Consider the following 25,625-nt stretch of genomic DNA (forward strand, 5'->3'; position numbering starts at 1 on the left):
AGAAAAATCCCGCCCGGCTTCGAGCCGGACGGGATGGCAAAACGTCGCTTCAGGCTTCGAAGATCAGTTCGGCAGGCTTGGCTTCTGCTGCTGCGCGCTCGGCGTCCCGTTGGCGGCGCCCTTCTGGATGCCGTGCAGGAAGTCGACGGCCGAGATGAGCTGCTTGTCCTTGGCCGGATCCGGCGGGACGTAGGCGGAGGAGCCGCCCCGCTCGTCGGTATCCTTCTGCTTCAGGTGGCCCTTCAGGCCGGCCTCGCCCTTGGTCTCGTCCTTGCCCTTCAGCTCGTCCGGCACCTCCTGCAGCACCTCGACGTCGGGCTCGATGCCCTTCGCCTGGATCGAGCGGCCGGACGGCGTGTAGTAGCGCGCCGTGGTCAGCCGGAGGGCGCCGGAGCCGCCGAGCGGGATGATCGACTGCACCGAACCCTTGCCGAAGGAGCGCGTGCCCATGATGGTCGCGCGCTTGTGATCCTGCAGGGCGCCGGCCACGATCTCGGAGGCCGAGGCCGAGCCACCGTTCACCAGCACCACCACGGGCTTGCCCTTGGTCAGGTCGCCGGACTTGGCCGAGAAGCGCTGCGTCTCGTCCGGGTTGCGGCCGCGGGTCGAGACGATCTCGCCGCGATCCAGGAACGCATCCGACACCATCACGGCCTGATCGAGCAGGCCGCCTGGGTTGTTGCGCAGGTCGATGACGTAGCCCTTGATCTTGTCGGCACCGATCTCGCTCGTGAGCTTGTCGATGGCGGCGCGCATGCCGTCGAAGGTCTGCTCGTTGAACTGGGTCAGGCGGATATAGGCGACGTCGCCGCCCTCGACCTTGGAGCGCACCGGCTTGATCTTGATCACATCGCGGGTGAGCGTGACGTCGATCGGCTCCTTCGACTCCTTACGGCTGATCTTGAGCTTCACCGCGGAGTTCACCGGGCCGCGCATCTTGTCGACCGCTTGGTTCAGGGTCAGCCCCTGGACCTGATCGTCGTCGATCTGGGTGATGACGTCGTTGGCGAGCAGGCCCGCTTTGGCGGCGGGGGTGTCGTCGATCGGCGTGACGACCTTGATCAGGCCGTCTTCCATCGTGACCTCGATGCCGAGGCCGCCGAACTCGCCGCGGGTGGTGGTCTGCATGTCGCGGAACGCCTTGGCGTCCATGTAGCTCGAATGCGGATCGAGCGACGTCAGCATGCCGTTGACGGCCGCCTCGATCATCTTCGACTCGTCCGGCTTCTCGACGTAGTCGGTTCGGACCTTCTCGAAGACGTCGCCGAACAGGCTGAGCTGGCGATAGGTTTCGGCCGAGGCGGCGACGGCTCGCGGACCCGACAGGAAGTCGGTCTGGGTGGCCACCATGGAGGTGCCGGCACCCAGGAAGGCGCCGAGCATGATCAGGGAAGTCTTGCGCATCAGCCGCGAACCTTCTCGCCAAGTACCGTATTATTCGGGCTCTTTGCCCACCACGGCTCCGGATCGATGGAGCCGCCGTCCTTCTTGAATTCGACGTACAGGGTGGGATCGCCCTCGGACCCGTTGAGGCCCGCGCCCTTCTCGCCCATGCTGCCAACCGGCTCGCCCGCGAGCACGAACTGGCCGACCTCGACGCTGATCTGTTCCATCCCCGCGAGCAGGAGATAGTAGCCGTCGCCCGCGTTGATGATCAAGAGTTGGCCATAAGACCGGAACGGACCCGCAAACTGCACCCAACCGTCGGCCGGTGAGGAGACCGTCGCCTTCGGACGGGTCGAAAACGACACGCCGCGGGTGGTTCCGCCATTGCCGTCGGGCTGATTGAAGGCCCGCGCCAGCCTCCCGCTCACCGGCCGCGGCACTTCGCCCCGCGCCTCGGCGAAATGCACCTTCGGTGCCAGCCGGGCAGGGTCGCGGAAGCCGGCCGCGGCAAATCGCTCCTGCGTCGCCTTCACCTCGCGTTCAGCCGCCGCTTTGGCCTCCTCGGCCGAGCGCTTCGCCGCAACGGCCTCCGCCTCGGTCCGGTCCATCAGGTCCTTCAGGCTTTTGGCCTGGGTGCCCAGTTCGGCGGCGCGGCGACGCTCGGCATTGAGGCCGCTCTCGACCTCGGCCTGACGGGCGCGCCGGGCCGCCACCAGGGCTTCGAGCCGCTGCCGCTCCCGCGCCCAGCCGGCGAGATCGTTGCTCAGGCCTTCCTTGTCCTGGGCGATCAGCCCCCGCAGGCGGATCATTTCTGCGAGATCGGCGGCGAGCGTATCGACCTCGCCGCGCAGCTCCGGCACCACCGCGCCGAGCAGCATCGAGGTTCGGATCGCCGCGAGCATGTCCTCCGGGCTCACCAGCACCGCGGGCGGCGGGCGCCGGCCCATGCGCTGCAGCGCGGCCAGGATCTCGGCGACGACGCCCCGGCGGGCCTGGAGCGAGCGCCGAATCGCCGACTCGCTCTCGGTCATGGCCTTCAGGCGCTCCTCCAGGCGGCTCAGCCGCTCCTCGGTCGCCTGCGCCTGACGGCCCGCGTCGAGGAGGGCGCTATCCAGCTTGGACCGGTCGGACCCGATCGCAGCGATCTCGGTCTCGAACTGCGCGCGCTGGCTGGTGCTCGCGGCCAGCGCGTCCTGCACGCGCTTCAGGTTCTCGGCGCGCCGGTCGCGTTCCTCGTTGGCCCGCTGCGTGGCCTCGGCGTCCGCGGGGGAGGGCGGCTCGGCGTGCACGGGCGCAGCGAGGCAAGCGGTTGCCAGAAGAAGAAGGATGGGTAGGGCTCGGCTCAGGTCGCTCCCATTCAACCCCCTCATCCTGAGGTGCCGAAGCGCAGCAGAGGCCTCGAAGGAGGGCTCCAGGGGACGTCGCGACTTCTGGAGTCCTCCTTCGAGGCGCGCTGATGCGGGCACCTCAGGATGAGGGGGTTGGGTGGGAGTGGCGGTGCATAGCCGGCGCGCAGCCTCCACCGCCCGCCGTGCCCAATCGGTCTCTATGTCCATCCACGCCACGCCGGTCAGCCCGCCTCGCCCCGGTGATAGGGGTGGCCGGCCAGGATGGTCAGGCTGCGATAGATCTGTTCGAGGGCGAGCACGCGCACGAGTCCGTGGGGCAAGGTCGCCGCCCCGAACGACAGAATCAGCTCGGCCTTCGTCCGAATTGAGGCATCGAGGCCGTCTGGGCCGCCGATCGCCACCATCAGCGCCGGCCGGGACGCATCGCGCCAGCCGGCGAATCGCTCGGCGAGGGTCTCGCTGGAGAGATCGGCGCGGCCGCGCTCGTCATAGGCGACCAGGACCCCACCGGGTGGAAGCAGAGCGCCGAGCGCCGTCGCCTCCTCCGCGCATCGGTCGACGGCGCGCCGCGCGCGGGATTCCGGGATCTCGACGCTATCACAGGCGGGGAAGCCGAGCCCGCGGCCCAACTGACCAGCGCGCTCGCGATATCGTGACGCCAACTCGCGCTCGGGCCCTGCCTTGAGCCGCCCGACCGCAGCCAGCAGGAGGCGCAACCGACGGCCTAACCGACCGCGAGGCCGACCGGCCGATCCGCGCCCCACATCTTCTCGAGATTGTAGAAGCCGCGCACTTCCGGCCGGAAGACGTGCACCAGCACGTCGCCCGCATCGATCAGCACCCAGTCGCATGCGGGCATGCCTTCGACCCGGGCATTGCCGTATCCCCGGTTCTTCATCTCCTGGATGAATCTATCGGCGATCGAGCCCACGTGCCGCTGCGAACGGCCCGACGTGATGATCATCGTGTCGGCGAGCGACGTCTTCCCGACGAGATCAATGGCGATCGTCTCCTCAGCCTTCATCTCATCGAGGCATTCGAGGGCGAGGGCCTTGAGGTCGTCCGCGCGCGCCTGACCGGGCTCACCCGGGGCAGGAACGGGAGTGCGGATCGTCTCCGTGGGGTTCGTTTCGGGCAGCGTCCTGATTCCTCGTGGTGCCGCGCGGCGATGTCACGCTCCGCGGTCGTTCCTGAAATTGGCGGCATCGGGCGGCGATTGCAACTGCGCCGGTGCCGCGTCCCGGTCGCGTCCCCGCATACCGTTACGGATCTCTGTCGAGGACAGGCTCGAACGCGGCCCGTGCAGGAAGGTCCAGGCGGGCGGGCGGCGGAGCGCGAGCGTCGAGGCGGCCTCCTCGGGGATACGCGCTTTTGCAAGCCGCTGTGAAGCCCGGGCACTCAGCGGAGTCATAGTCCAGCCGGGCCGGTCGATCACCGCGATCGGCATAAGCCGCGCAATCTCCGAAAAGCCCTTCCAGCGGTGGAAATTGCCGAGCGAATCGGCGCCCATGATCCAGACGAAGTGAATGCCCGGGCAGCGCCGCGTGAGGAAGCGCAGCGTCTGGACGGTGAAGCGGACGCCCAGCGCCGCCTCGAACCCGGTCACCGCGATGCGCGGATGCCGGGCGATCCGGCGGGCGAGGGCACACCGGTCCGCGACGGCCGGAAGGGCGTTGCGGCTCTTCAGCGGATTACCCGGGCTCACGAGCCACCACACGCGGTCGAGCCCGAGACGGCGCATCGCCATCAGGGTCACGTGACGGTGACCGAGATGGGCGGGGTTGAAGGATCCGCCGTACAGGCCGATCCGCATGCCGGGGGCGTTCGGCGGCAGGTTCAGCCGCACGCCGGACCTTCAACCGCTGTCACGGACGGATCTGGCCGCTGCCGTGCACCCGATACTTGAAGGTCGTGAGTTGCTCGACGCCGACCGGGCCGCGGGCGTGCATCCGCCCGGTTGCGATCCCGATCTCGGCGCCGAACCCGAACTCGCCGCCGTCGGCAAACTGCGTCGAGGCGTTGTGGGTCACGATCGCGGAATCGACCTCGGCCAGGAAACGCGTCGCCTCGGCATCGTCTTGGGTGATGATCGCGTCGGTGTGATGCGAGCCGTAGGTCTCGATATGCTCGATCGCCGCGCCGATCCCGTCGACCACCCGGACCGCGATGACGGCGTCGAGGTATTCGGTGTGCCAGTCCTCCTCGGAGGCGGCGGTGACCCGGGGGTCGACGGCGCGGGTGGCGGCGTCGCCGCGGACCGCGCAGCCCGCATCCAGCAGGGCGGATACGAGCGGCGCGAGATGCGTGCCGGCGCAGGCTCGATCGACCAGCAGGGTTTCGGCGGCCCCGCAGACGCTGATGCGGCGCATCTTGCTGTTCAGCAACACGGTCCGCGCCATGTCCAGGTCGGCGTCGGCGGCGACGTAGACGTGGTTGATCCCATCGAGATGGGCGAAGACCGGGACCCGCGCTTCCTGCTGGACGCGGGCCACGAGGCCGCGACCGCCCCGGGGCACGATCACGTCGACGCATCCGTCGAGGCCGGACAGCATCAGGCCAACTGCCGTCCGGTCGCGGGTTGGCACGAGCTGGATCGCCTCGGCGGGCAGGCCGGCATCGGCCAGCCCCAGACTCATCGCCCGGGCGATCGCCATGGCGCTTCGGTGGCTGTCGGAACCGGCGCGCAGGATCGCGGCATTGCCGGCTTTCAGGCAGAGCGCGCCGGCATCCGCCGTGACGTTGGGCCGGCTCTCGAAGATCACGCCGATCACACCGAGCGGGACGGTGATGCGCTCGATCAGCAGGCCGTTCGGCCGCTCGATGGCGGCGAGCTGGCGGCCGACCGGATCGGCCAGCGACCCGATCTTCTCCACCGCGTCCGCCATGGCGGCCAGACGGCCGGGATCCAGCGTCAGCCGATCGAGCAGGGCTGCGGTCTGCCCGGCCTTCTGCGCGGCCGCGACGTCGCGGGCGTTCTCCGCCAGGATCTCGTCCCCGCTGGCCCGGAGGCGTGAGGCGATCGCCTTCAGGGCGATGTCCTTGGTCTGGGCCGAGGCCAGCGCCATCTGCCGGGCGGCGGCCCGGGCGCGCCGGCCGATCGCCGCCATCTGCTCCGGCAGGGCCTCAGCCTCGGCGAAGTCCGATCTCAGGTTCAGGACGGGCACGCTGGCGTCCTCGTTTGGCGACGGCCGCTCAACGGCGCGACAGGGCAAGGGAGCCGTATTTGCACATCGTGCCGCGCGCCGACAAGTGTGCCGCGGCACGCAGGACAACTATACTTGATCGGGGTCATGCGGGCTGAATGCAGATCGATCACAACAGTCTTAGAATAATGCCAAGTCATCGCGATGCACCATCCAGGCGCGGCCGGGATAGTTCAGCAAGTCCGGGATGCGCGCGCTCGGATGACCGATGATCAGGGCCGCTTCGGCACTGTCATAGGCGACAAGACCGCGCCCGAGGACACGGCCCTCGGGGTCGCGGATCACCACGGCATCCCCGCGGGAGAAACTGCCTTCGATCGCCCGGACGCCGACGGGAAGCAGGCTGGCGCCGCCCTGCAGGGCCTTCAGGGCGCCGGAATCGATCGTGAGCGTTCCGCGCGGTTCGAGGGAGCCGGCGATCCAGGTCTTGCGCGCCGCCGTCGGCGTCGAACCGGACAGGAACCACGTGCAGCGTGCGCCCTCCCGGAGGGCCTTCAGCGGGTTCTTCCCGCGCCCATCCGCGATCACCAGATGGGTGCCGCCGGACACGGCGATCTTGGCGGCCTCGACCTTGGTGCGCATGCCGCCCCGCGACAGCTCGGAGGCCGGCCCGCCCGCCATCGCCTCGATTTCCGGGGTGATGCGTTCGACCACAGCCAGATGGCGCGCATCCGGATCGCTCTTCGGCGGTGCGGTGTAGAGGCCGTCGATATCGGAGAACAGGACCAGCACGTCGGCATCGATCATCGTGGCGACGCGGGCGGCGAGGCGGTCGTTGTCGCCGTAGCGGATCTCGGAGGTCGCCACAGTGTCGTTCTCGTTGACCACCGGCACGGCGCGCATTTCCAGCAGCTTCAGCACGGTCGCCCGGGCGTTGAGGTAGCGGCGGCGCTCCTCCGTGTCCTGCGGCGTCACCAGGATCTGGCCGGCCACGATGCCGTGATGGCCGAGCGCCTCGGCCCAGTGCCTGGCCAGGGTGATCTGCCCCACCGAGGCCGCGCCTTGGCTCTCCTCCAGCCGCAGGGGTCCGGGCGGCAGGCCCAGCACCGTGCGTCCCAGCGCGATGCTGCCGGAGGACACGACCAGCACGTCGACGCCGCGCGCGTGCAACTCGGCAATGTCCTCGGCCAGCGCCGCGAGCCAGGCGTGCCGGAGACGCCCGGCGGTCCGGTCGACCAGGAGTGCCGACCCGACTTTGATGACGACACGGCGGAAATCTTCGAGGGTCGGGATCATGATTCGGGCGAACACGGATGCATGGGCGCGGTTTGAACGAAGCGGCATCCCTTGACCAGCCGCAGGCGGGCGCCTGTGGCGCGGGTCTTGAGAGCGTTCAGAGCTGGAACGCCGGCAATTCCGAGGCGATCGACCTCGATGCCTGGATCAGGGCCGGCCCGAATTGCCGCGTGGCGAACGGAGACGATCGCCCCGTTGAGGCGAAGCTGAGCGGCTTTGCAGGACCGCCTGAATCTGCGGGATGCTCATTGCGCGAATTCCGCCTCCGATCATCGGACATGTGTCTGCGGTCGCATCGTTTTCAGTATTGGGCCATAGCCGCCCGAAGGTCGGTGTGGATGAAATCATTGCCCTTATGGAGAAGCGGAAGAGATCGGCATTTCGCTGCCGCGTAAGCCGGACAATCACCGATGTATCGCGTGCGATCATGACAGCCGTTCAGAGGGGGAGTCCGCTGTCGTCGTACATGTCGCTGTGATCGGATCCCGGGCCCGGCTTTCGGAACGGCGCCAAGTCTTGGGCGAGTTCGAGGTCCTGGGCGAGTTCGAGAAGGCAGTCGTCGCGCTTCTGCTGCTCCGGGGCGAGCGGTATGGACGGCGCAGTTTCCAGCACCGACTTATCCGTGGCTAGAGCAGCCCGCGCGAGGCGCAGCGACTCGACGACGGCCGCGTCGACCGTGACACCGCGCCGTTCTGCGCGTTCACGAGCGAGGCGGATCGCCTCACCGCTCTCGAGGACCAAGACTTCGGTCTTCATTCACGCCTCACGCCGAGGGCGAGCCTAAGTCCCGTCCGCTGTGCGCGTCACTCACGGCTGCCACGCGGCAACCGGCGCCCGATCAGCCTCGACGCTCGCATCGATCTGGGCCTGGAGCGCCCGCAGCGCTTCGGGCACGCCCTTGCGGCTCGCCGAGGACAGGACCAGGGGCGCGCGACCGGCGGCGCGCTTCAGCTTGGCCACCTGGCTCTTCAGCGTCTCGGCATCGAGCGCATCGGCCTTGGAGAGGGCGACGATCTCGGGCTTCTCGGCCAGCCCGTTGCCGTAGGCCTCGATCTCGCCGCGGACCAGCTTGTAGGTCTTGCCGGCATGCTCGGTCGTGCCATCCACGAGGTGCAGCAGCACCCGGCAGCGCTCGACATGGGCGAGGAAGCGGTCGCCGAGCCCGACGCCCTCGTGCGCCCCCTCGATCAGCCCGGGAATGTCGGCGAGCACGAATTCGCGCCCGTCCGAGCGCACCACGCCGAGCCCCGGATGCAGGGTCGTGAACGGATAATCGGCGATTTTCGGCTTGGCGGCCGTGACGCTCGCCAGGAAGGTCGACTTGCCGGCATTGGGCAGGCCGACGAGGCCGGCATCGGCGATCAGCTTCAGCCGCAGCCAGATCCACATCTCCTGGCCTTCCAGGCCGGGATTGGCGTGCTTCGGGGCGCGGTTCGTCGAGGTGGTGAAATAGGCGTTGCCGAATCCCCCGTTGCCGCCCTTGGCCAACTGGATCCTCTGCCCGACCTCGGTCAGGTCGGCCAACAGGGTCTCGCCATCCTCGGAGAAGATCTGCGTGCCGGCCGGGACCTTCAGCACCGTGTCGGCGCCGTTGGCGCCGTGGCAGTTCGAGCCCATGCCGTGCTCGCCCTTCCTGGCCTTGAAGTGCTGCTGGTAGCGGTAGTCGATGAGCGTATTGAGCCCCTCGACACACTCCACCCAGACGTCGCCGCCGCGCCCGCCATCGCCGCCGTTCGGGCCACCGAACTCGATGAATTTTTCCCGGCGGAACGAGACGCAGCCGGGACCGCCGTCGCCGGAGCGGACATACACCTTGGCTTCGTCGAGGAATTTCACGGTTCGTCTCTCATGCTACGGGTCGCCCGGAAGCGGCCCCGCGCGACATATGGATATGCGGGGCCGCCCTATGACGATCCGGATCGTCAGGAGGCCAGGGCCAGGTCCGAGGCCGGACGCGGCTCGGCCATGGCCCGGTGGCGGACCCATTCGGCGCGCTCCATGGCAAACCAGTCCAGCTGCCGCGGGCCACCCCGCGCCGGGCTCGGTGTCGCGCGCCGTTCGGTCCAGCGGAAGCCGACCTTCTCGATCACCCGCCGCGCGCCTTGGTCCTCCGGCAGGGCACCGACCGTCAGCCGCTCCCCACAAGCATACGCGAAGAAGGCGTGGACCAGGCTTGTCGCCGCCTCGCTCATCAGACCGTGCCCCCACCAGGGCCGGCCGAGCCAGTAGCCGAGATGCGGCGTGCCGTCGGCCTCGGTGATCGCGATCAGTCCGATCAGGCTGCCGGGGCTCTCGCGGCGCGCGAGGGCCAGGGTCAGGCCCGTTCCGGCGCTGTTGGCGCCGCGGACCTTGATGAGGAACTCATCGACCGCGCGGCGGTCGAGCGGGTGTGGGATGTGGGCCGTCATCTCGGCCACGGCCCGCTCGCCCGCGAGCGTCACGATGGCCGGCGCATCCTTCGCGGTCGGCCAGCGCAGCCACAGCCGCTGCGTTTCGATCCGGAAGACATCGTCACGGGTCAGATCGGGGAACATCGTGCCCTCGCAGGGCGATGCGCCCGGCTCCGGGGCACCGCCTCAAGACGACGAAGGGGAGGATGGCGTCCCATCCTCCCCGGTGTTCCGTCCGATCCGGCCCGTCAGGGGCTGGGCTACGACGTCGCCGGTCCGGTGTGGGACACCGGGCGGGACGCCAGCTTCGCCACTCTGGGCGCCCGCCTGTTATTCCGCGGCCTCGGCCAGCGGTGCTACGGTCACGAAGTCGCGCCCGCGGCGCGTCTCGAAATGGACATGGCCCGGTACCAGCGCGAACAGCGTGTGGTCCTTGCCCATGCCGACATTGGCGCCGGGATGCCATTTGGTGCCGCGCTGGCGCACGATGATGTTGCCCGGAATGACGGCTTCCGAGCCGAACTTCTTGACGCCGAGACGACGGCCGGCCGAGTCGCGGCCGTTGCGGGACGAGCCGCCTGCTTTCTTGTGTGCCATGGGATGCGCTCCGAATTCTGATCTGCTGCGATGCGGTCGCGGATCGGGTCCCCGGGGACCGTGACGCGCCCAGCGTTGAGCCGGCCTTAGGCCGAGATGCCGGTGATGCGGACCACCGTGTGGTCCTGCCGGTGGCCGCGCTTGCGGCGCGAGTTCTGCCGGCGGCGCTTCTTGAAGGCGATCACCTTCTTGTCGCGGCCATGGCGCACGATCTCGCCCGTGACGCTGATGCCCGACAGGGTCGGCGCGCCGACCTGGGTGGCGCCCGCGCCGTCCGCGAACAGGAGGACCTCGCCGAAGGTCACGGCCTCGCCGGCCTCGCCGGCCAGGGTGGCGATGGTGATGGTGTCGTTGGCGGCGACGCGGTACTGCTTACCGCCCGTCTTGATGACTGCGAACATCGTTCTCTCGTGTTCTCGAACGGCCTCCGGGGCGGCTGCCCCTGGACCGGCTTCTTGTTTGAAGTCATTGCCGGGCTTGAGCCCGGACAACGCGAAACGCGCAGACCCCGAAGAGAGGCCGCGCGCCATGTTTGGTCACTAGGGGCCGTGCGGCCGCGTGTCAATCCTTTGCCGTCTGCCTGCGCGGTCTGCGTCAGCGGAACCGCGCGCCGGTTACCAGGATGCCCTTCGCCACGGAGCCGTCCGGCCCGAAGGCCTGGAGCGCATTCGCGCACCACGCGTCCCGGCCCACGGTGGCCAGTTGCTGGCGGACCTGGCTCGCGCGGGTCCGCAGCTTCTCCTGAAGCACCGGTTCCTGGCCGGTATTGACCCGCGCGGCGAGGCGCAGGTTCGTCAGCTGGCCGGCCTTCACCTGCACGCCCGGACAGGCCTGCTCGGCGATGATCGTAGTGGTCGCGGCGTCCGCATAATTGTCGAGGGGCGAGGCCGGAACGGGCGCAGCGGGTACCTGCGCGACGGCCGGGCCACCCAGGACCAGTGGCAGAAGAATCAAGGCCATCCGCATCGTACAGGTCTCCGGAAGTCGGTTTTGCGATGCTGGTCCGGTCGACAGAGCCAACGGTCCCAATCTGCCGAGCGTTGCCGCTCCCCACCGTGCGGGGGGAAGGAGATGCGCGGAACCGTTCATCTCCCCTTCGCGGAGAAACATGAACCCGGTGGCATTACGGGGCCGCCTTGAACTCGCCCTCGATCCGCAGCGTCACCTCGTCTCCGAGTTGTGGCAGGTAGGCGTTGATGCCGAACTCCGAGCGCTTGATCACCGCCCGCCCATCGAATCCGACCGTGTAGCGCTGGTCCACCGGGTGAATGCCGGCCTGATTGAAGGTCGCGTCGATCGCCAGCGGGCGCACGGTGCCGCGCAGGGTCAGGTTGCCGCTGATGCGCGCCGTCGTCGGGCTCGTCGGCTCCACCTTGGTGGCGGTGAAGCTCGCCGTCGGGAACTTGGTCGTGTCGAAGAAGTCCGGCGCCGCGAGATGCTCGTTCAGGCGGGTGCTGCCGGTGATCACGCCGCCGAGCGGCACGCTGACCGAGAGCTGGCTCGTCTCCGGGCTCTTCGGGTCGAGGGTCAGGTTTCCGGTCAGGCCGGCGAACTGGCCGTAATAGGTCGAATAGCCGAGATGCGAGACAGACCACGTGATCTTGCCGTGGTCGGGATCGAGCACATAGGCCCCCGGACGCACCTGGGTGGGGTCCGCGCTCGGCACGATTGGAACGGGCGCGGCGGGATCGTCGGCCGCCCGGGCCGGCGCGAGGGCGAGCAGGCCCAGCAGGGCGAGAAGTGGCGCGCGCATGGTCGTCCCCCAGACTTGTCACCCCGCGGCCGGCCAAGCTCGGCCGGCGGGGCGACCCTGATTTCACGAAGTCCCGGCCCGCTCAAGCGCGTCTGGCGGACGCGCCCGCGCTTCTGTAGGCCATCCGAAGCAGCGGGCAGGCGTGAAATGATCGGTAAACTCAAGGGCATCGTGGATTCGTTCGGCGAGGATTTCGTGATCCTCGACGTTTCGGGGGTCGGATACATCGCGCATTGCTCGGCACGGACCCTCCAGCGCATGCCGAAGGTCGGAGAGCCGGCCGAACTCTCCATCGAGACCCATGTGCGCGAGGATATGATCCGCCTGTACGGCTTCCGGTCCGACGCCGAGCGGGAATGGTTCCGCCTGCTCCAGACCGTACAGGGCGTCGGCGCCCGCGTGGCTCTTGGGGTGCTCTCGGTCATGGAACCCGATGCCCTGGCCGGCGCCATCGCGACGGGGGACAAGAGCGCGATCAGCCGCGCGCCCGGCGTCGGCCCACGGCTCGCGGCCCGGCTTACGGCCGAGCTGAAGGACAAGGCGCCCGCCTTCTCGCCCCTCGATCCGGCCCTCGTCGCCCTGGCCGGCGCCGTCGAGGCGGGTGCCCCCGCCGGCCCCGTCGCCGACGCGGTGTCGGCGCTCGTCAATCTCGGCTACCCGCAGGTCCAGGCCGCGACCGCGATCGCCGCCGCCTTGAAGGAAGCCGGACCGGAGGCCGAGGCCAAGGTGCTGATCCGGTTGGGCCTGCGGGAACTGGCCCGCTGACGGCACGCCGCGGGGCCGGGCGCCCGCAGGGTGATTCGCATACGCCAGATCCATTCCCTTGACCGATCGGCCGCTGAGTGCCATGTCCGGGCAAGACCGGTAAGATATTGAAAAGTCGCCACTTTTCAACTTTTCTAATCTGGCGGACAGGAGTGGCGCGGCCCGGACATGCGGGTCACGCCGGAAAAGGCGGGATCTGCGGGGCGCATGATCGTCTGTTCTTGCAATGTCATCTCCGACGGCGCCGTTCGGTCCTGTCTGGCACCGGGTCCGGGCTGTCCGCGGACCCCCGCGCAGGTCTATGCCTGCCTCGGATGCAGCCCGAAATGCGGGCGCTGCGCCCGGACCATCCGGGATATCATGCGCACGGCCCTGGGTCAGGACGGCGCACCGGACAGCAGCCATGCCTGCTCCGCGTCTTGCGCTCAAGCATGCAGTTTGGTTTTATTCCAAACTGCGGATGAGGGAGTCGCCGCCTGACGTGACTGCCCCCGCCTGTGTTAATCTAAGGAGTTCGGGGGCTATGAAGGGCGACACCAAGGTCATCGAGTATCTGAATCGTGGCCTGCGCAGCGAGCTGACCGCGGTCAGCCAGTACTGGCTCCACTTCCGTATGCTCAACAACTGGGGTTACATCGACCTTGCCAAGTTCTGGCGCAAGGAGTCGATCGAGGAGATGAACCACGCCGACCGGTTCATCGATCGGATCCTGTTCCTCGAGGGCTTCCCGAACCTGCAGGAACTCGAGCCCCTGCGTATCGGGCAGAACGTCACGGAGGTTATCGAGTGCGACCTCGCGGCTGAGCACGGCGCGCGCAATCTCTATCTCGAGGCGGCTCAGTACTGCGATTCGATCAACGATCGCGTGTCCATGCGCCTGTTCGAGGAACTGGCCGAGGACGAGGAAGGCCATATCGACTTCCTCGAGACGCAGCTCGACCTGATCAAGCAGATCGGCCTGCCGCTCTACGCGCAGCGCCACATCGGCGGGCTTGAGCCGATCGCCCCCGAGAAAGATTGATTTGAAACGGGCTCCGGCACCGCTGGAGCCCGGCTCCGATATGTCTACTTCGTGAGCCGAGGCACTCTCTCCTCCCCGGCGATCCCGGGCCGGCCCTGGATCGCTCGAGCTTGTGGGGAGGAGTTGGAGGTGGGGGTCGTGCAGGATGCGTCGTTACGATGCCTTCTGCACCACCCCCACCCTTGCCCCTCCCCACAAGAGGGAGGGGAAAAGCGCCTTTTTCTCAGGATGTTGGTGTTAGACCGGCACGTCGGAATCCGTTAGGCAGCGGGGAGGGGGCCCCAAGGCCGGCTCCCCTTCTGTCGGGATATGAGGGCACAGATCAGGATGCGGCTCGTCGTGGTGGGCGCCGATGGGCGCATGGGACGGATTCTGGTGCGCGCCGTTGCGGAGGCGGAGGGGTGCATGCTCTCGGCTGCGATCGAGCGCCCCGGCTCGTCCGCCCTCGGGCAGGATGCGGGGATCCTGGCCGGCCTCGCGCCGCTGGGCGTCGCCGTCACCGACGATCCGCTTGCCGCTTTCGCGGCCGCCGACGGGGTGCTCGACTTCACGACGCCCGCGGCCACCATCCAGTTTGCCGAACTGGCCGCCCAGGCCCGCATCGTCCACGTGGTCGGAACCACGGGCCTGTCGGATGACGACCGCGAGGCGCTGAAGGCGGCCTCGTATCACGCGCGGATCGTGCAGTCGGGGAACATGTCGCTCGGCATCAACCTGATGGCGGAGCTCGTCCGGCGCGTGGCGAAATCGCTGGGCGACGAATTCGATATCGAGATCAGCGAGATGCATCACCGCATGAAGGTGGATGCCCCATCGGGCACCGCGCTAATGCTGGGCGAGGCCGCCGCCGACGGCCGCGGCGTTGCGTTGAAGGCGGTCCGCGTCTCCACGCGGGACGGCCAGACCGGCGCGCGCAGGCCCGGCGATATCGGCTTCGCGACCCTGCGGGGCGGGACGGTCGTGGGGGATCACAGCGTGATCTTCGCCGGCGCGGGCGAGAGCCTGACGATCAGCCACCATGCCGCCGACCGCGGGCTCTTCGCCACGGGGGCGGTCAAGGCGGCGCTGTGGGCCCACCCGAGGCCGCCGGGCCTCTACAGCATGGCCGATGTCCTCGGCCTCTGACGGGGAGCCCCATGGAACGCCTTTTGGTGCTCACCCGGCACGGCCAGAGCGAATACAACCGCCAGAACCTGTTCACGGGCTGGCGCGACCCCGAACTGACCGAGCGCGGCGTCGCGGAGGCGGAGGCTGCCGGCTGGCGGTTGCAGCGGGAAGGGTTTTCGTTCGACGTCGCGTTCACCTCCGGTCTCGTGCGGGCCCAACGCACCTGCGCGCTCATGCTCGACGCCATGGGCCTCGCCGGCATCCCGGTGGTGCGGGACGGCGCGCTGAACGAGCGCGATTACGGCGACCTCGCCGGCCTCGACAAGGACGAGGCCCGCAAGCGGTGGGGTGACGAACAGGTCCACCTCTGGCGCCGCGCCTACGACGTGCGCCCGCCCGGCGGCGAGAGCCTGAAGGACACGGCCGCGCGGGTGCTGCCCGTCTACATCGCGGCGATCCTGCCCCGGGTGATGCGCGGCGAGCGGGTCTTGGTGGCGGCCCACGGCAACTCCCTACGGGCCCTGGTGATGGTGCTCGACGGGCTCGCCAGCGACGCGGTCGCCGCCCTGGAGATCAGGACCGGCGAGCCGCTGATCTATCGGCTCGCCGCCGACACGACAGTCGCGGAGAAGCGCGTGCTCCCCCGGGACGAAGGCGGCGCCTGAGTGGCGACGGAACTGGCGCCGGGCCTGATCCACCACCCGGGCTACCTCGATCCGGCAGACCGCCTCCGCCTCGCCGACGAAGTCGCAGCGGTGCTCGAGGCAGCGCCGCCCTACGTCCCGCGGATGCCGCGTACCGAAAAACCGTTCTCGGTGCGGATGTCGAATGCCGGACCGCTCGGCTGGATCTCGGACCGGGACGGCTATCGCTATCAGCCGACGCATCCCGAGACGGGCCGGCCCTGGCCCGCGATCCCGTCGACCGCGCTGGCGGCCTGGGATGAGCTGGCGCGGTATCCCGCGCCGCCGGAGGCCTGCCTGATCAACCTCTATGATCCGGCCGCCCGCATGGGCTTGCACCAGGACAAGGACGAGGCGGATTTCGCGGCCCCAGTCGTCTCCCTGTCGCTCGGGGCGCCCGCTTTGTTCCGCTACGGCGGGCTGCGGCGCGGCGATCCGACCCGCTCGATCCGGCTGCTCGCCGGGGATGCCGTCGTGATTGGGGGCGCGGCGCGGCTGATCTTCCACGGGATCGACCGGCTCTATCCATCCGCCGATCTGCTGGCCGAGGATCCGCTGCCGGGGTTTTTGCCGGCCGGCGGCCGCTGCAACCTGACGCTGCGCCGGGTGCGTGCGACGATCGGCCGAGCGGGCGAACCGGGGCTCCCAATGTCCTGATTGCTCAAGCGCTTGACAGAGGCGACGCGGCGTCCGACGCATCGCGGGAGGCGCAGCCCGATCGGCCGCCCTGGTGACACGAAGGCTGATGCTGGTGCGGAACCTGTCGTTGCGTCTCGGGTGGACCCTCGTCCTCGGGAATCTGATTTTCGGCACCGCGGCCTGGGCCGGGGAGCCGGTCTTCCCGCCGGGCTCCCGCTTTGGCTTCGAGCCGCCCGCCGACATGTCGCTGTCGCGCCGCTTCACGGGCTTCGAGCGCAAGGAGGGCGGCGCCACCGTATCGGTGGTCGAACTGCCGCCGAACGCCTTCGCCGAGATGGTCAGCGGCTTCACCGACGCGAACCTCCTGAGCCAAGGCTTCGCGGTCGAGAAGCGCGAGGAGATCAAGATCGGCGACAACGAGGGCATGCTCTACACCGGCGAGCAGCCCGCGGATCCGAACGCCTCCGCGCCGCCGATCCGGAAGTGGATCCTCGTGATCGGCGCCCCCGGCGTGACCGGCCTCGTCATCGCCCAGGCGCTGCCCGATGCCGAGACCGAGGAGACCATGCGCCGGATGGTGACCGGGGTCTCCCTGCGCCCCGCGCTTACGCTGACCGAGCAGGTGGACGCGCTGCCGTTCCGGATCGGCGATATGGCGGGCTTCCGCCCCGTCCGGGTGCTGGCCGGAAATTCGGTCCTGCTGACCCTGGGCCCCAAGGACCAGATGCAGAATCTGGCGCAGCCGATCCTGGTCCTGGCTCAGGCGGTGCAGCAGCCGCCGACCGCCGAGCAGCGCGACGGCTTCGCCCGCGCCGCCCTGGCGTCCAACCAGACGCTCAAGGATTTCGTGATCGAGCGGGCGCAGAGCTACCGGTCGAACGGCGTCGACTGGCACGAGATCGTGGCCCGCGCGGTCGACCAGCCCACCAACCTGCCGGTGGTGGTCTCGCAGACGATCCGCTTCAACCCGGATGGCTATCTGCGCGCGCTGGGCGTGGTCCGCGAGGACCAGCGGACCGGGGTGCTGGCGAAGTTCCGCGAGCTGATCGACAGCGTGCAGCTGAAGTAGACCCTCACCACACCGCCGCCTGCCCGTCGCGGCGCGGATCGCTCGCCGCCACGTAGCCTTCGGTCGCCGGATCGCCCATCCGCCAGATGAACTGGCCGGCGCCGAAATCCTGGTAGCTGTCCTCGATCACCTCGATCCGGTGGCCCAGCGCCTTCAGCCGGTCGACGGTCGCGGATGGCATCGCGGATTCGACGTTGATGTCGAGGCCCTCGCTCACGCGCCAGCGCGGCGCGTCGCAGGCGGCCTGCGGATTCTGGCCATGGTCGAGCATCCGCACCAGGGTCTGGACATGGCCCTGCGGCTGCATGTTGCCGCCCATTACGCCGAAGCTCATCACCGGCGCCCTGTCCCGCGTGAGGAAGCCCGGGATGATGGTATGGAACGGCCGCTTGCCCGGCGCCACGACGTTGGGGCTGTCCGGATCGAGCACGAAGCCGTAGCCGCGATTCTGCAACGAGATGCCCCAGCCGGGCACCACCACGCCGGAGCCGAAGCCCATGAAGTTCGACTGGATGAAGCTCACCATCATGCCGGATTCGTCGGCCGCGGTGAGGTAGATCGTGCCACCGGCGGGCGGCTTGCCGGGGCCGAACACCTGGGCGCGGCCGAGGTCGATCAGCTTGGCGCGGCTCGCCAGATAGGCGGGATCGAGCATCGCCTCGGACGTCAGCTCCATCCCGCGCGGATCGGCGACGTACCGGTAGGTGTCGCTGAAGGCGAGCTTCATCGCCTCGATCTGGAGGTGCTGCGCCTCGGGCCCGTCGACGGGCAGGCCCGCGAGGTCGAAATGCTCCAGGATGCCGAGGGCGATCTGCGCCGCGATGCCCTGGCCGTTCGGCGGGATCTCGTGGAGCGTGGAGCCGCGATAGCCTTGCGCCGTCGGCGTGACCCATTCGGGTTTGTAGGCGGCGAGGTCGGCGGCCGTCATGGCGCCGCCGTTGGCCTGCGCATGTGCGGCGATCGCCGCGGCGATCTCGCCCCGGTAGAAGGCCTCACCCTTGGTCTCGCCGATCAGCCGCAGGGTCTTCTCGGCGCCGGGGAAGGTCACCAGCTCGCCGACCTCCGGTGCCCGACCCTTCGGCAGGAAGAAATCCGAGAACCCCGGCTGACGGGTGATCGCCTCGATCCGGGCTGCGGCTGCCCATTTCTGCTGCACGACGACGGGGGCGAGGTAGCCGCGCTCGGCGATGCGGATCGCCGGCTGCATCAGGTCGGCGAAGGGGAGGCGGCCGAAGCGCTCGCTCAGCGCGACCCAGGCGGCGACCGCGCCCGGAACGGTGACCGAATCCCATCCGCGCATCGGCGGCCGCTCGGCCGGTCCGTACCTGTTCAGGAAGTAGTCCCGGGTCCAGGCCGCCGGTGCCCCGCCTGAGGCGTTGAGGCCGTGCAGCTGCTTCCCGTCCCACAGGATGCAGAAGGCGTCCGAACCCAGTCCGTTGCTGCACGGCTCGGTCAGGGTTTTGGCGGCGGCCGTCGCGATGGCGGCGTCCACGGCGTTGCCGCCCGCCTGGAGCATCTGGATCCCGGCCTGTGCGGCCAGGGCGTGCGAGGTCGCCACGCAATTGCGCCCGAACATCGGCATGCGCAGCGACGGATACCCGGTCGCCCAATCGAACGGCTTCATGGCTCGGATCCCGCCTCGGCAACCTGTCGGCTTCTGCACCGCTTGGCATACAGGATTACCGGTATCGGTGAAGGCCCGAAGCCGCGAGGTGGCAAACGAAAAGCGCGGACCCGAAGGCCCGCGCTTGAAAGAACGTGATGTTGCGACGGGTCGCCTTAGTACGGGCGGCCGTAGAGCGGCGAGGTCGGGTCCAGCCGGTCGACGAAGGACAGGTCGACGTTGCGGATGGCCGACGAGCGGGCGCCGATGAACGGCCCGTTGGTGATCGGATCCGGCAGGATCCCGCGGCCGAAGCGATCGGTCGGGCCGTAGGGCGGGGTCAGCTGGTTCGACGCCGCGATCAGGTAGGGGTTCAGGGCCGGGTTGCGCGAACCGCCGGCGCCCGGAACGTTCGAGGTCAGCGGCACGTTGCCGGCATCGAGCCAGCTGCGCGGGCGAACCCGGATCGGAAGGGGACGGCTGACGCGATAGATCGGGCCGGGGACGAAGCCGTCCTGCGCTTGAGCCGGCGCAGAGGCGCCAAAGCCGGCAGCGGCGATGACGCCGAGAAGTGCGATCCTGAGCGAGCGCATGGCTAACCTTGCGTGTGAGTGCCACCAGTATGGCGACCGAAGCTTAACAGTTCGACGCCTTTCACGATAAGACGCTTGGGCGAAGCTGTTGTTCCACCTTTATGGCTGAGCTTGTGCGATTTGCCACATTGAGGCCTTATTTTTTGTTGCGCGCCCGTTTCCCGGTCGGTGTGATCGGAACGGAGACCTCCGCAACCTTCGTCACGGGGCAGGATCGGGACGCGGGCGCTGTCGCCGAGAAGGCGGCCGTCGTCTCGGGATCGGCGAGGTCGACGAAGCTCAGCGCATCGATCGTACAGGCCAACGCCTGAGCCTCGGGCAGCTGCCCCAGCGGTGCACAGGACCAGCCGTCGAGCCGGAACCCGGCCTCCAGGGTGACGAATCCCAGGCAGGTCCGCGGCGCAGGATTGGCGAACGTGACCTCCAGTGTATCGACCGCACCGAACTTGGTCTGGATCCGGCCGCGTGATCCGGTCCGGACCACCGCGAGCGCCGGCCGGTCGAGGGACGGGCCGGATGCGGCGCGTCGGGCCATCAGGATGAACAGGGTCGGGGCGGCGCCGGCATTCATGCCGCGCGTGAGCGTCAGCCGCAGCGCCGGGGCCTCGACGGCAGCCACATCCCCACGGCTCAGCACATCCTCGCGCAAACCCGTGCGCGGTTCGATCCCGGCGGTGACGTGCACCGGATCGATCCCGGGCTGCGCAAGATCGAACAGGGCGACGGGAATCGGCGGCGCTGCCGGCGCGGCCGGCATCCTGGGCTTGAACCCGATTTTGGCTTCGATCGCCACAGCAGGTGCGCCCCCGGGCGAACCCGATCCGCGACCCGGACGCCATGCGGCGACGCACAGCAGGGCGATCACGGCCGAGGCCAGCACCAGACGCCAGCCAAGGGCGCCCGGCGACAGCGTCACCCAACCCGTGAGACCCGACATCAGACCGGCGGGCGCGCGCCCGTCCAGTGCCTCCCCCGATCCAGCCACAATGACACCCTGCGAACAGAGAACCGCGTGTTCCGTCCTTGATCGTCAGGGCAAAGGATTGAATTCCCCTGGCGATCCCACGATCGTCACCGGTTTCCCCGCGTCAGGGTGAATCGATCGTTGCATCGGGCCCGGCCTTGACAGCGCTGTTCCGGGCGCGCCTTGCTCGGGCAGGCCGTCGATCCCACCTCCGTCGAGGATGCGATCCGCGGCCGCGTCCGTTCGGCGGGCGCTGTCCGGCCGGAACGATCCTTCGGCCGATGTGTCTGGCTTGAGCGTGGCACCCGGATCGGTCGGGGTTTTCCGCGCGGAGACGAGAGATGGGTTACAAGGTCGCCGTCGTCGGCGCCACGGGCAACGTGGGCCGCGAAATCCTCGATATCCTGGCCGAGCGGGCTTTCCCCGCCGACGAGGTCGTGGCGCTGGCCTCGCGCCGCAGCCAAGGCCAGGAGGTCTCCTTCGGCGACAAGACGCTCAAGGTCAAAACACTCGATTCCTACGACTTCTCCGACACGGACATCTGCCTGATGTCGGCCGGCGGCGAGACGTCGAAGGAGTGGTCGCCGCGGATCGGCCAGCAGGGCTGCGTCGTGATCGATAACTCCTCGGCGTTCCGCTACGACGCCGACGTGCCGTTGATCGTGCCCGAGGTGAACGCCGACGCGGTGGTGGGCTTCACCAAGCGCAACATCATCGCCAACCCGAACTGCTCGACTGCGCAGCTGGTCGTCGCCTTGAAGCCGCTCCACGAGGCGGCCACGATCAAGCGCGTCGTGGTCTCGACCTACCAGTCGGTCTCCGGTGCCGGCAAGGAGGCGATGGACGAGCTGTTCAATCAGACCCGCGCGGTGTTCACCGCGGGCGAGATCAAGGAGGGTGGCAAGTTCACCAAGCGCATCGCCTTCAACGTCATCCCCCACATCGATGTGTTCATGGAGGATGGCTACACGAAGGAAGAGTGGAAGATGGTCGCCGAGACCAAGAAGATGCTCGACCCGAAGATCAAGCTGACGGCCACTGCCGTCCGCGTCCCGGTCTTCATCGGCCACGCCGAGGCTGTGAACGTCGAGTTCGAGCGTCCGCTCTCGCCCGAGAAGGCCACCGAGATCCTGCGCGCCGCCCCCGGCGTGCTGGTGATCGATAAGCGCGAGAACGGCGGCTACATGACCCCCCACGAGGCGGCCGGCGAGGACGCGACCTACGTCTCGCGCATCCGCGAGGACGCGACGATCGAGAACGGTCTGAACTTCTGGTGCGTCTCGGACAACCTGCGCAAGGGCGCAGCGCTCAACGCGGTGCAGATCGCCGAGGTGCTGGTCAACCGGAAGCTGCTCAACCGGTCCAAGCGCGCCGCCTGAAGCGGCTCGTTTTTCCAAAGAGAAGCGCGACGCCACCCCTCTCCCCGCTTGCGGGGAGGGGCCCGCACGGACCTCGCGGTCCCCGCGGGAAGCGCAGGCGAAGCCGGAGCGAAGGTGAGGGGGCGGCTCCGGAAAAGTCTCGTCCTGAATCACCCCCTCACCCTCGGCTGCCGCCTCGCTTCGGCGACGACAGGCTCGCCGAAGCCCTCTCCCGGCAAGCGGGGTAAGGGGCTCAACCGCAATCGTCGGCGCAGCGGACGATCTGCGAACCCGCTCGCCCCCAAGCCACCCTGTCACGCGCCTGTCACAGCCTCCGATCACGCCCCTCGGCAGAACCATCGGAGATTCGTCGTGCAGCGCGCACTCACTTCCTGCCTGATCGGATTGGGGCTCCTGGCTGCGTCAAACGCACAGGCCGAGCCCCGCAACGTCGTGCTCTTCGTCGCCGACGGCCTGCGCTACGGCATGGTCACCGCCGCCAATGCCCCGACCATGGACCGGCTGATGAAGGCCGGCGTACGCTTCACCAACACCCACTCCCTGTTCCCGACCTTCACGATGCCGAATGCCACCGCGATGGCGACCGGGCACATGCTCGGCGATACCGGCCAGTACGGGAACACGATCTACACGGCCTTCCCGGTGCCGGGGGCGGGCGAGAGCCTCACGCCGTTCCTGGAAAGCGACCCGGTGCTCGGCGATGTCGATGAGCATTTCGCCGGCAATTACCTGAACGAGGAGACGATCCTGCGGGCGGCACACGCCAAGGGTCTGTCGACCGCGAGCATCGGCAAGCTCGGGCCGTCCCTGGTTTTCGATCACACGGCCCGATCCGGCCAGGAGACGATCCTGATCGACGACAGCACCGGCCGCCCGGCCGGGATCCCGCTGAGCGAGGAGCTCAAGGCCCGCCTCGGCACCGCCGGCCTGCCGGTCCAGGCGCCGAACCGCGGCGCCAACGGTGCGGCCGGCAATGCCGACGCGCCGGGGACGCTCGCCGCCAACGTCGATCAGCAGGCCTATTTCGCCGAGGTTGCCGCCAAGGCGGTGCTGCCGCTGTTCAAGACGCGCAAGACGCCGTTCGTGCTGGTGTTCTGGTCACGCGATCCGGACGGGACCCAGCACAACCAAGGCGACAGTCTCGGCCGGCTGGTACCAGGCATCAACGGACCGACCAGCCTCGCCGCCATCCGCAACGCCGACACCAACCTCGCCACGCTGCTGGCCGCATTGAAGGACCAGGGCCTCGCGGAGTCGACCGACGTGATCCTAACCTCGGACCACGGCTTCTCGACCATCTCCAAGGAGAGCGCGACGAGTTTTTCCGCGAGCCAGAGCTACAAGGGCGTCCCGAGCCGTCAGCTGCCGCCGGGCTTTGTCGCCATCGACATCGCGCACGCGCTCGACCTCGGTCTGTTCGATCCGGACGCCAAGGGCGCCAAGCTCGGTGCCGGGAACTACCCAAGCCGCGCGAACGGCCTGATCGGCACGGATCCGGCCAGGCCCGACGTGGTCGTGGCGGCCAATGGCGGCTCGGACCTTGTCTACATTCCGAACGGCGACCATGCCCTGGCCCAGCGGGTCGTCGAAGCCCTGTCCCGGCAGGACTACGTCAGCGGCCTGTTCGTCAGCGCCGCCCTGGGCCCGATCCCGGGCACGCTGCCCCTTTCGGCGATCGCGCTGGACGGCTCGGCCCTGACGCCGATGCCGGCCATCGTGGTCAACTTCCGGAGCTTCTCCACCGGCTGCGCCGATCCGACCACCTGTGGTGTCGAAGTCTCCGATACCGGGCTGCAGCAGGGCCAGGGCATGCACGGGAGCTTCTCGCGGGCCGATACGCGCAACGTGATGGGCGCGGCCGGCCCGAGCTTCCGCGCCGGTCTCGAAAGCCCGGTCCCGGCGAGCAATGCCGATCTCGGCAAGACCATCGCCTCGATCCTCGATCTGAGGATCCTCGACAAGGGCACGCTGGTCGGGCGGGTGCTCACGGAGGCGTTGGCGAACGGTGCCACGCCGAACGCCGAGACGCATGTCCTGCGCTCGGAGCCGGACACGACCGGCCTCACCACGATCCTGCGCTATCAGACGGTCGGACAGACCCGCTATTTCGACGCTGCCGGGTATCCGGGGCGGACGCTGGGTCTGATCGACGAAGGCCATCCGGGGTCAGCCGAAGCCCATTGACGATTCCGGCGACGCCCGTTGCCGTGCCGGATCCAAGATCCGGCGCGGTGTCGGCGGCCTACGCCATGCCGAGCGCCTGCATGTAGAGCTCCAGAATGGCTTCCTGCTCCTGGCGCTCGCTGTGATCCTGCTTGCGGATCCGCAGGATGGTGCGGACCGCCTTGGAGTCGAAACCCCGGCCCTTCAGCTCGGCGAACACCTCCTTGATGTCGCCCATGATGCCGGCCTTCTCCTCCTCCAGCCGTTCGAGCCGCTCGATGAACTGCTTCAGCTCGTCGGCGGCCACACCTTCGGCCGACGAGACGTCGCCGCCGGGCCGCTGCGCGGCGCTGGGCATCGAATGGGCGTTCATGGGGCTCTCCGGACTACACGGCGCAGTTGCGCCCTGACCCGTGGTTAATGGGGCGAACTTACCGGAAGCTGAACCGATTCGCGGCTGCTCAATGCCCCTTCGCCTGATTCGCCGCGAAGCCCGCCTGCTGCGAGGCGCTGGCCTCGGTTTGATGCTTCGCCTTCCATTCCTCATACGGCATGCCGTAGACCGCCTCCCGACTTGCGTCCTTGGTGAGCGCCACGCCCGTCTCGTCGGCGGCGTCCTTCAACCAGTTGGACAGGCAGTTCCGGCAGAAGCCCGCCAGATTCATCAAATCGATGTTCTGCACGTCCGTGCGCGTCCGCAGATGCGCCACCAGCCGGCGAAACACCGCTGCTTCGAGTTCAATCTGCGTGCGTGCTTCGAGATCATTCATCAATCGCGTGCCTTCTTCGCGTACGAACTCGAATTTCGGAATCGGAAGCGCCGGGATCAAGCCGCCATCAGCGGACGCAGGATGCGGGCGAAGCGCGCGGCCCATTCCGCCTGACCGGCCTCGTCGGTGATCAGATCCTGACGGATCTCCACCAGGGCGTTCGGAAGCCCGCGCGCCGTGGCGTGGCGGTCGATCGTGTCGCCCGGCAGGCCCCCGCCGTAGGGCTGGTTGTCGCCGACCGTCAGCCCGGCCGGATCGGCTGCCAGCGCGTCGATCAGCGGGCGGGCGAAGCGCGCGTCGTGATCGTACAGGATGCCGACCTGCCAGGGCCTCGGGATGCCGCGCCAGTAGGGCGTAAAACTGTGCATGGTCAGGATCTTAGCCGGCCGCCCCGCTGTTTCGGCGGCGCTGATCGCGGCGTCGATGGCCGCGTCGAACGGCGCATAGAATCGGGCAATCCGGGCCCGCTTGCCGGCTGCGTCGATCCGGGCATTGCCGGGAACCACCGCGCCGTCGGAGAGGCGCATCACCAGCGTCGGGTCGGCCCGGCCGCGGTTCGGATCGATGATCAGCCGCGAAAAATTCGTCAGGATCGCCGGCGCGCCGAGTTGCGCCGCCAGGCTCCGGGTCACCGCCGCGGCACCGATGTCATAGGCGATATGCCGGGCGAATTCGGAGGGCGGCAGGCCGAGCTCGATGTCCGGTGGGACGAAATTCGAGGCATGATCGCAAACGATGACGAGGCCGCAGGCGGGATCGCCCGGTATGATCTCGCAGGGATGCGGCACCTGGGCGGCGGCTTCATTCTCCGGACGGGTCACGGGGCTCCGAGGTCTTCCAATCTGTGCGGGGGCGCCGAAGGCGCTTGCCGTGGCGCGAAGGCTCGGGCAGATCACCTATCAAGGATCGTGCGCTCACGGCAAGAAACGGGCCCGCCGCCCCGGCAACAAACGGG

Annotated in this window: 29 protein-coding genes; 9 read left to right on the forward strand and 20 right to left on the reverse strand. The window is 68.7% G+C overall.

From position 1 onward, the window contains the following. Nucleotides 1–63: 63 nt before the first annotated feature. From MKK63_RS14880 to MKK63_RS14950, 14 genes are all read right to left on the reverse strand, one after another. Nucleotides 64–1,404: a S41 family peptidase gene (locus MKK63_RS14880; protein ID WP_244002995.1), complete on the reverse strand. Its 1,341-nt coding sequence runs from the start codon at nt 1,402–1,404 to the stop codon at nt 64–66. Next, nucleotides 1,404–2,756: a murein hydrolase activator EnvC family protein gene (locus MKK63_RS14885; protein ID WP_244002997.1), complete on the reverse strand. Its 1,353-nt coding sequence runs from the start codon at nt 2,754–2,756 to the stop codon at nt 1,404–1,406. Before MKK63_RS14885 ends, MKK63_RS14880 begins: the two co-directional genes overlap by 1 nt. Before the next feature lie 200 nt (nt 2,757–2,956). After that, nucleotides 2,957–3,451: a 23S rRNA (pseudouridine(1915)-N(3))-methyltransferase RlmH gene (gene rlmH, locus MKK63_RS14890; protein WP_244002999.1), complete on the reverse strand. Its 495-nt coding sequence runs from the start codon at nt 3,449–3,451 to the stop codon at nt 2,957–2,959. Nucleotides 3,452–3,459: 8 nt separating this feature from the next. After that, complete coding sequence (gene rsfS, locus MKK63_RS14895) at nt 3,460–3,846, reverse strand: ribosome silencing factor (protein WP_244003211.1); 387 nt, start codon at nt 3,844–3,846, stop codon at nt 3,460–3,462. A 60-nt stretch (nt 3,847–3,906) separates the two neighbouring features. After that, nucleotides 3,907–4,548: a nicotinate-nucleotide adenylyltransferase gene (locus MKK63_RS14900; RefSeq protein WP_244003213.1), complete on the reverse strand. Its 642-nt coding sequence runs from the start codon at nt 4,546–4,548 to the stop codon at nt 3,907–3,909. Nucleotides 4,549–4,600: 52 nt separating this feature from the next. After that, complete coding sequence (locus MKK63_RS14905; RefSeq protein WP_244003001.1) at nt 4,601–5,899, reverse strand: glutamate-5-semialdehyde dehydrogenase; 1,299 nt, start codon at nt 5,897–5,899, stop codon at nt 4,601–4,603. Nucleotides 5,900–6,058: 159 nt separating this feature from the next. After that, the gene (gene proB / locus MKK63_RS14910; RefSeq protein ID WP_244003003.1) at nt 6,059–7,174 is read right to left on the reverse strand and encodes a glutamate 5-kinase; all 1,116 of its coding nucleotides are present in this window, start codon (nt 7,172–7,174) and stop codon (nt 6,059–6,061) included. Nucleotides 7,175–7,612: 438 nt separating this feature from the next. Next, nucleotides 7,613–7,930: a hypothetical protein gene (locus tag MKK63_RS14920; protein WP_244003005.1), complete on the reverse strand. Its 318-nt coding sequence runs from the start codon at nt 7,928–7,930 to the stop codon at nt 7,613–7,615. Between the two features lie 51 nt (nt 7,931–7,981). Continuing rightward, nucleotides 7,982–9,010 carry a GTPase ObgE gene (gene obgE / locus MKK63_RS14925; RefSeq protein WP_244003006.1) on the reverse strand — a complete coding sequence of 343 codons (1,029 nt, stop codon included), beginning with the start codon at nt 9,008–9,010 and terminating at the stop codon, nt 7,982–7,984. An 86-nt stretch (nt 9,011–9,096) separates the two neighbouring features. Then, on the reverse strand, nt 9,097–9,708 hold the full coding sequence (locus tag MKK63_RS14930) for a GNAT family N-acetyltransferase (protein ID WP_244003008.1): 612 nt from the start codon (nt 9,706–9,708) through the stop codon (nt 9,097–9,099). Between the two features lie 186 nt (nt 9,709–9,894). Then, complete coding sequence (rpmA, locus tag MKK63_RS14935; protein WP_243921109.1) at nt 9,895–10,161, reverse strand: 50S ribosomal protein L27; 267 nt, start codon at nt 10,159–10,161, stop codon at nt 9,895–9,897. Between the two features lie 86 nt (nt 10,162–10,247). Continuing rightward, on the reverse strand, nt 10,248–10,562 hold the full coding sequence (gene rplU / locus MKK63_RS14940) for a 50S ribosomal protein L21 (RefSeq protein WP_238286425.1): 315 nt from the start codon (nt 10,560–10,562) through the stop codon (nt 10,248–10,250). A gap of 193 nt (nt 10,563–10,755) precedes the next feature. Continuing rightward, a complete protein-coding gene (locus tag MKK63_RS14945) occupies nt 10,756–11,121 on the reverse strand; it encodes a hypothetical protein (RefSeq protein WP_244003011.1) in 366 nt (121 codons plus the stop codon). Nucleotides 11,122–11,284: 163 nt separating this feature from the next. After that, nucleotides 11,285–11,914 (reverse strand): YceI family protein, encoded by a 630-nt coding sequence (locus MKK63_RS14950; protein ID WP_244003013.1) that lies wholly within the window; start codon nt 11,912–11,914, stop codon nt 11,285–11,287. 147 nt (nt 11,915–12,061) lie between these two features. Between MKK63_RS14950 and ruvA the strand changes: the two genes are divergently transcribed. The 7 genes from ruvA (at nt 12,062) to MKK63_RS14985 (ending at nt 17,198) form a co-directional block, all read left to right on the forward strand. Further along, nucleotides 12,062–12,679 carry a Holliday junction branch migration protein RuvA gene (gene ruvA / locus MKK63_RS14955; RefSeq protein ID WP_244003015.1) on the forward strand — a complete coding sequence of 206 codons (618 nt, stop codon included), beginning with the start codon at nt 12,062–12,064 and terminating at the stop codon, nt 12,677–12,679. 207 nt (nt 12,680–12,886) lie between these two features. Continuing rightward, nucleotides 12,887–13,159: a bacterioferritin-associated ferredoxin gene (locus MKK63_RS14960; RefSeq protein ID WP_244003215.1), complete on the forward strand. Its 273-nt coding sequence runs from the start codon at nt 12,887–12,889 to the stop codon at nt 13,157–13,159. 43 nt (nt 13,160–13,202) lie between these two features. After that, on the forward strand, nt 13,203–13,700 hold the full coding sequence (bfr, locus tag MKK63_RS14965; RefSeq protein WP_244003017.1) for a bacterioferritin: 498 nt from the start codon (nt 13,203–13,205) through the stop codon (nt 13,698–13,700). 327 nt (nt 13,701–14,027) lie between these two features. After that, on the forward strand, nt 14,028–14,825 hold the full coding sequence (gene dapB, locus MKK63_RS14970; protein WP_244003019.1) for a 4-hydroxy-tetrahydrodipicolinate reductase: 798 nt from the start codon (nt 14,028–14,030) through the stop codon (nt 14,823–14,825). An 11-nt stretch (nt 14,826–14,836) separates the two neighbouring features. After that, on the forward strand, nt 14,837–15,472 hold the full coding sequence (locus MKK63_RS14975) for a 2,3-bisphosphoglycerate-dependent phosphoglycerate mutase (protein WP_244003021.1): 636 nt from the start codon (nt 14,837–14,839) through the stop codon (nt 15,470–15,472). Further along, nucleotides 15,473–16,147, forward strand: a complete 675-nt coding sequence (locus tag MKK63_RS14980) for an alpha-ketoglutarate-dependent dioxygenase AlkB (RefSeq protein WP_244003023.1) — start codon at nt 15,473–15,475, stop codon at nt 16,145–16,147. 88 nt (nt 16,148–16,235) lie between these two features. Continuing rightward, on the forward strand, nt 16,236–17,198 hold the full coding sequence (locus MKK63_RS14985; protein WP_244003025.1) for a hypothetical protein: 963 nt from the start codon (nt 16,236–16,238) through the stop codon (nt 17,196–17,198). 4 nt (nt 17,199–17,202) lie between these two features. Here the strand turns inward: MKK63_RS14985 and MKK63_RS14990 are convergent, their stop codons facing one another. The 3 genes from MKK63_RS14990 to MKK63_RS15000 all read right to left on the reverse strand — a co-directional run bounded on the left by MKK63_RS14990 (nt 17,203) and on the right by MKK63_RS15000 (nt 20,379). Beyond that, on the reverse strand, nt 17,203–18,822 hold the full coding sequence (locus MKK63_RS14990; protein WP_244003027.1) for a gamma-glutamyltransferase family protein: 1,620 nt from the start codon (nt 18,820–18,822) through the stop codon (nt 17,203–17,205). 155 nt (nt 18,823–18,977) lie between these two features. Continuing rightward, on the reverse strand, nt 18,978–19,394 hold the full coding sequence (locus tag MKK63_RS14995) for a hypothetical protein (RefSeq protein WP_244003030.1): 417 nt from the start codon (nt 19,392–19,394) through the stop codon (nt 18,978–18,980). A gap of 136 nt (nt 19,395–19,530) precedes the next feature. Continuing rightward, nucleotides 19,531–20,379 (reverse strand): hypothetical protein, encoded by an 849-nt coding sequence (locus MKK63_RS15000; protein WP_244003032.1) that lies wholly within the window; start codon nt 20,377–20,379, stop codon nt 19,531–19,533. Nucleotides 20,380–20,699: 320 nt separating this feature from the next. On the opposite strand from MKK63_RS15000, the gene MKK63_RS15005 reads away from it, so the two are divergent. Continuing rightward, on the forward strand, nt 20,700–21,737 hold the full coding sequence (locus MKK63_RS15005) for an aspartate-semialdehyde dehydrogenase (RefSeq protein WP_243921087.1): 1,038 nt from the start codon (nt 20,700–20,702) through the stop codon (nt 21,735–21,737). Between the two features lie 351 nt (nt 21,738–22,088). Beyond that, a complete protein-coding gene (locus tag MKK63_RS15010) occupies nt 22,089–23,921 on the forward strand; it encodes an alkaline phosphatase family protein (protein ID WP_244003034.1) in 1,833 nt (610 codons plus the stop codon). A gap of 58 nt (nt 23,922–23,979) precedes the next feature. On the opposite strand, the gene MKK63_RS15015 is transcribed toward MKK63_RS15010, so the two are convergent. The 3 genes from MKK63_RS15015 to MKK63_RS15025 all read right to left on the reverse strand — a co-directional run bounded on the left by MKK63_RS15015 (nt 23,980) and on the right by MKK63_RS15025 (nt 25,491). After that, entirely contained in the window at nt 23,980–24,258 is a 279-nt protein-coding gene (locus MKK63_RS15015; RefSeq protein WP_243921361.1) for a DUF2312 domain-containing protein, read from the reverse strand. A 103-nt stretch (nt 24,259–24,361) separates the two neighbouring features. After that, on the reverse strand, nt 24,362–24,670 hold the full coding sequence (locus tag MKK63_RS15020; RefSeq protein ID WP_244003217.1) for a DUF1244 domain-containing protein: 309 nt from the start codon (nt 24,668–24,670) through the stop codon (nt 24,362–24,364). A gap of 56 nt (nt 24,671–24,726) precedes the next feature. Continuing rightward, nucleotides 24,727–25,491, reverse strand: coding sequence for an N-formylglutamate amidohydrolase (locus MKK63_RS15025; RefSeq protein WP_244003036.1), 765 nt, complete (start codon nt 25,489–25,491; stop codon nt 24,727–24,729). Nucleotides 25,492–25,625 lie beyond the last annotated feature (134 nt).

It is taken from the genome of Methylobacterium sp. J-088 (assembly GCF_022829295.1).
Lineage (GTDB): Bacteria > Pseudomonadota > Alphaproteobacteria > Rhizobiales > Beijerinckiaceae > Methylobacterium.

Bases quoted from the DNA above. Each gene is read 5' to 3' on its own strand.
- MKK63_RS14945 (WP_244003011.1), bottom strand. From the start codon at position 11,121: ATGGCCTTGATTCTTCTGCCACTGGTCCTGGGTGGCCCGGCCGTCGCG.
- MKK63_RS14985 (WP_244003025.1), top strand. From the start codon at position 16,236: ATGCTGGTGCGGAACCTGTCGTTGCGTCTCGGGTGGACCCTCGTCCTC.
- MKK63_RS15015 (WP_243921361.1), bottom strand. From the start codon at position 24,258: ATGCCCAGCGCCGCGCAGCGGCCCGGCGGCGACGTCTCGTCGGCCGAA.
- MKK63_RS14995 (WP_244003030.1), bottom strand. From the start codon at position 19,394: ATGCGCTCGCTCAGGATCGCACTTCTCGGCGTCATCGCCGCTGCCGGC.
- MKK63_RS14975 (WP_244003021.1), top strand. From the start codon at position 14,837: ATGGAACGCCTTTTGGTGCTCACCCGGCACGGCCAGAGCGAATACAAC.
- proB (WP_244003003.1), bottom strand. From the start codon at position 7,174: ATGATCCCGACCCTCGAAGATTTCCGCCGTGTCGTCATCAAAGTCGGG.
- MKK63_RS15005 (WP_243921087.1), top strand. From the start codon at position 20,700: ATGGGTTACAAGGTCGCCGTCGTCGGCGCCACGGGCAACGTGGGCCGC.
- MKK63_RS15020 (WP_244003217.1), bottom strand. From the start codon at position 24,670: ATGAATGATCTCGAAGCACGCACGCAGATTGAACTCGAAGCAGCGGTG.
- MKK63_RS14930 (WP_244003008.1), bottom strand. From the start codon at position 9,708: ATGTTCCCCGATCTGACCCGTGACGATGTCTTCCGGATCGAAACGCAG.
- MKK63_RS14960 (WP_244003215.1), top strand. From the start codon at position 12,887: ATGATCGTCTGTTCTTGCAATGTCATCTCCGACGGCGCCGTTCGGTCC.
- MKK63_RS14950 (WP_244003013.1), bottom strand. From the start codon at position 11,914: ATGCGCGCGCCACTTCTCGCCCTGCTGGGCCTGCTCGCCCTCGCGCCG.
- MKK63_RS14885 (WP_244002997.1), bottom strand. From the start codon at position 2,756: ATGAGGGGGTTGAATGGGAGCGACCTGAGCCGAGCCCTACCCATCCTT.
- bfr (WP_244003017.1), top strand. From the start codon at position 13,203: ATGAAGGGCGACACCAAGGTCATCGAGTATCTGAATCGTGGCCTGCGC.
- ruvA (WP_244003015.1), top strand. From the start codon at position 12,062: ATGATCGGTAAACTCAAGGGCATCGTGGATTCGTTCGGCGAGGATTTC.
- MKK63_RS14880 (WP_244002995.1), bottom strand. From the start codon at position 1,404: ATGCGCAAGACTTCCCTGATCATGCTCGGCGCCTTCCTGGGTGCCGGC.
- dapB (WP_244003019.1), top strand. From the start codon at position 14,028: ATGCGGCTCGTCGTGGTGGGCGCCGATGGGCGCATGGGACGGATTCTG.
- rplU (WP_238286425.1), bottom strand. From the start codon at position 10,562: ATGTTCGCAGTCATCAAGACGGGCGGTAAGCAGTACCGCGTCGCCGCC.
- MKK63_RS14990 (WP_244003027.1), bottom strand. From the start codon at position 18,822: ATGAAGCCGTTCGATTGGGCGACCGGGTATCCGTCGCTGCGCATGCCG.
- MKK63_RS14920 (WP_244003005.1), bottom strand. From the start codon at position 7,930: ATGAAGACCGAAGTCTTGGTCCTCGAGAGCGGTGAGGCGATCCGCCTC.
- rpmA (WP_243921109.1), bottom strand. From the start codon at position 10,161: ATGGCACACAAGAAAGCAGGCGGCTCGTCCCGCAACGGCCGCGACTCG.
- MKK63_RS14900 (WP_244003213.1), bottom strand. From the start codon at position 4,548: ATGCGGATCGGCCTGTACGGCGGATCCTTCAACCCCGCCCATCTCGGT.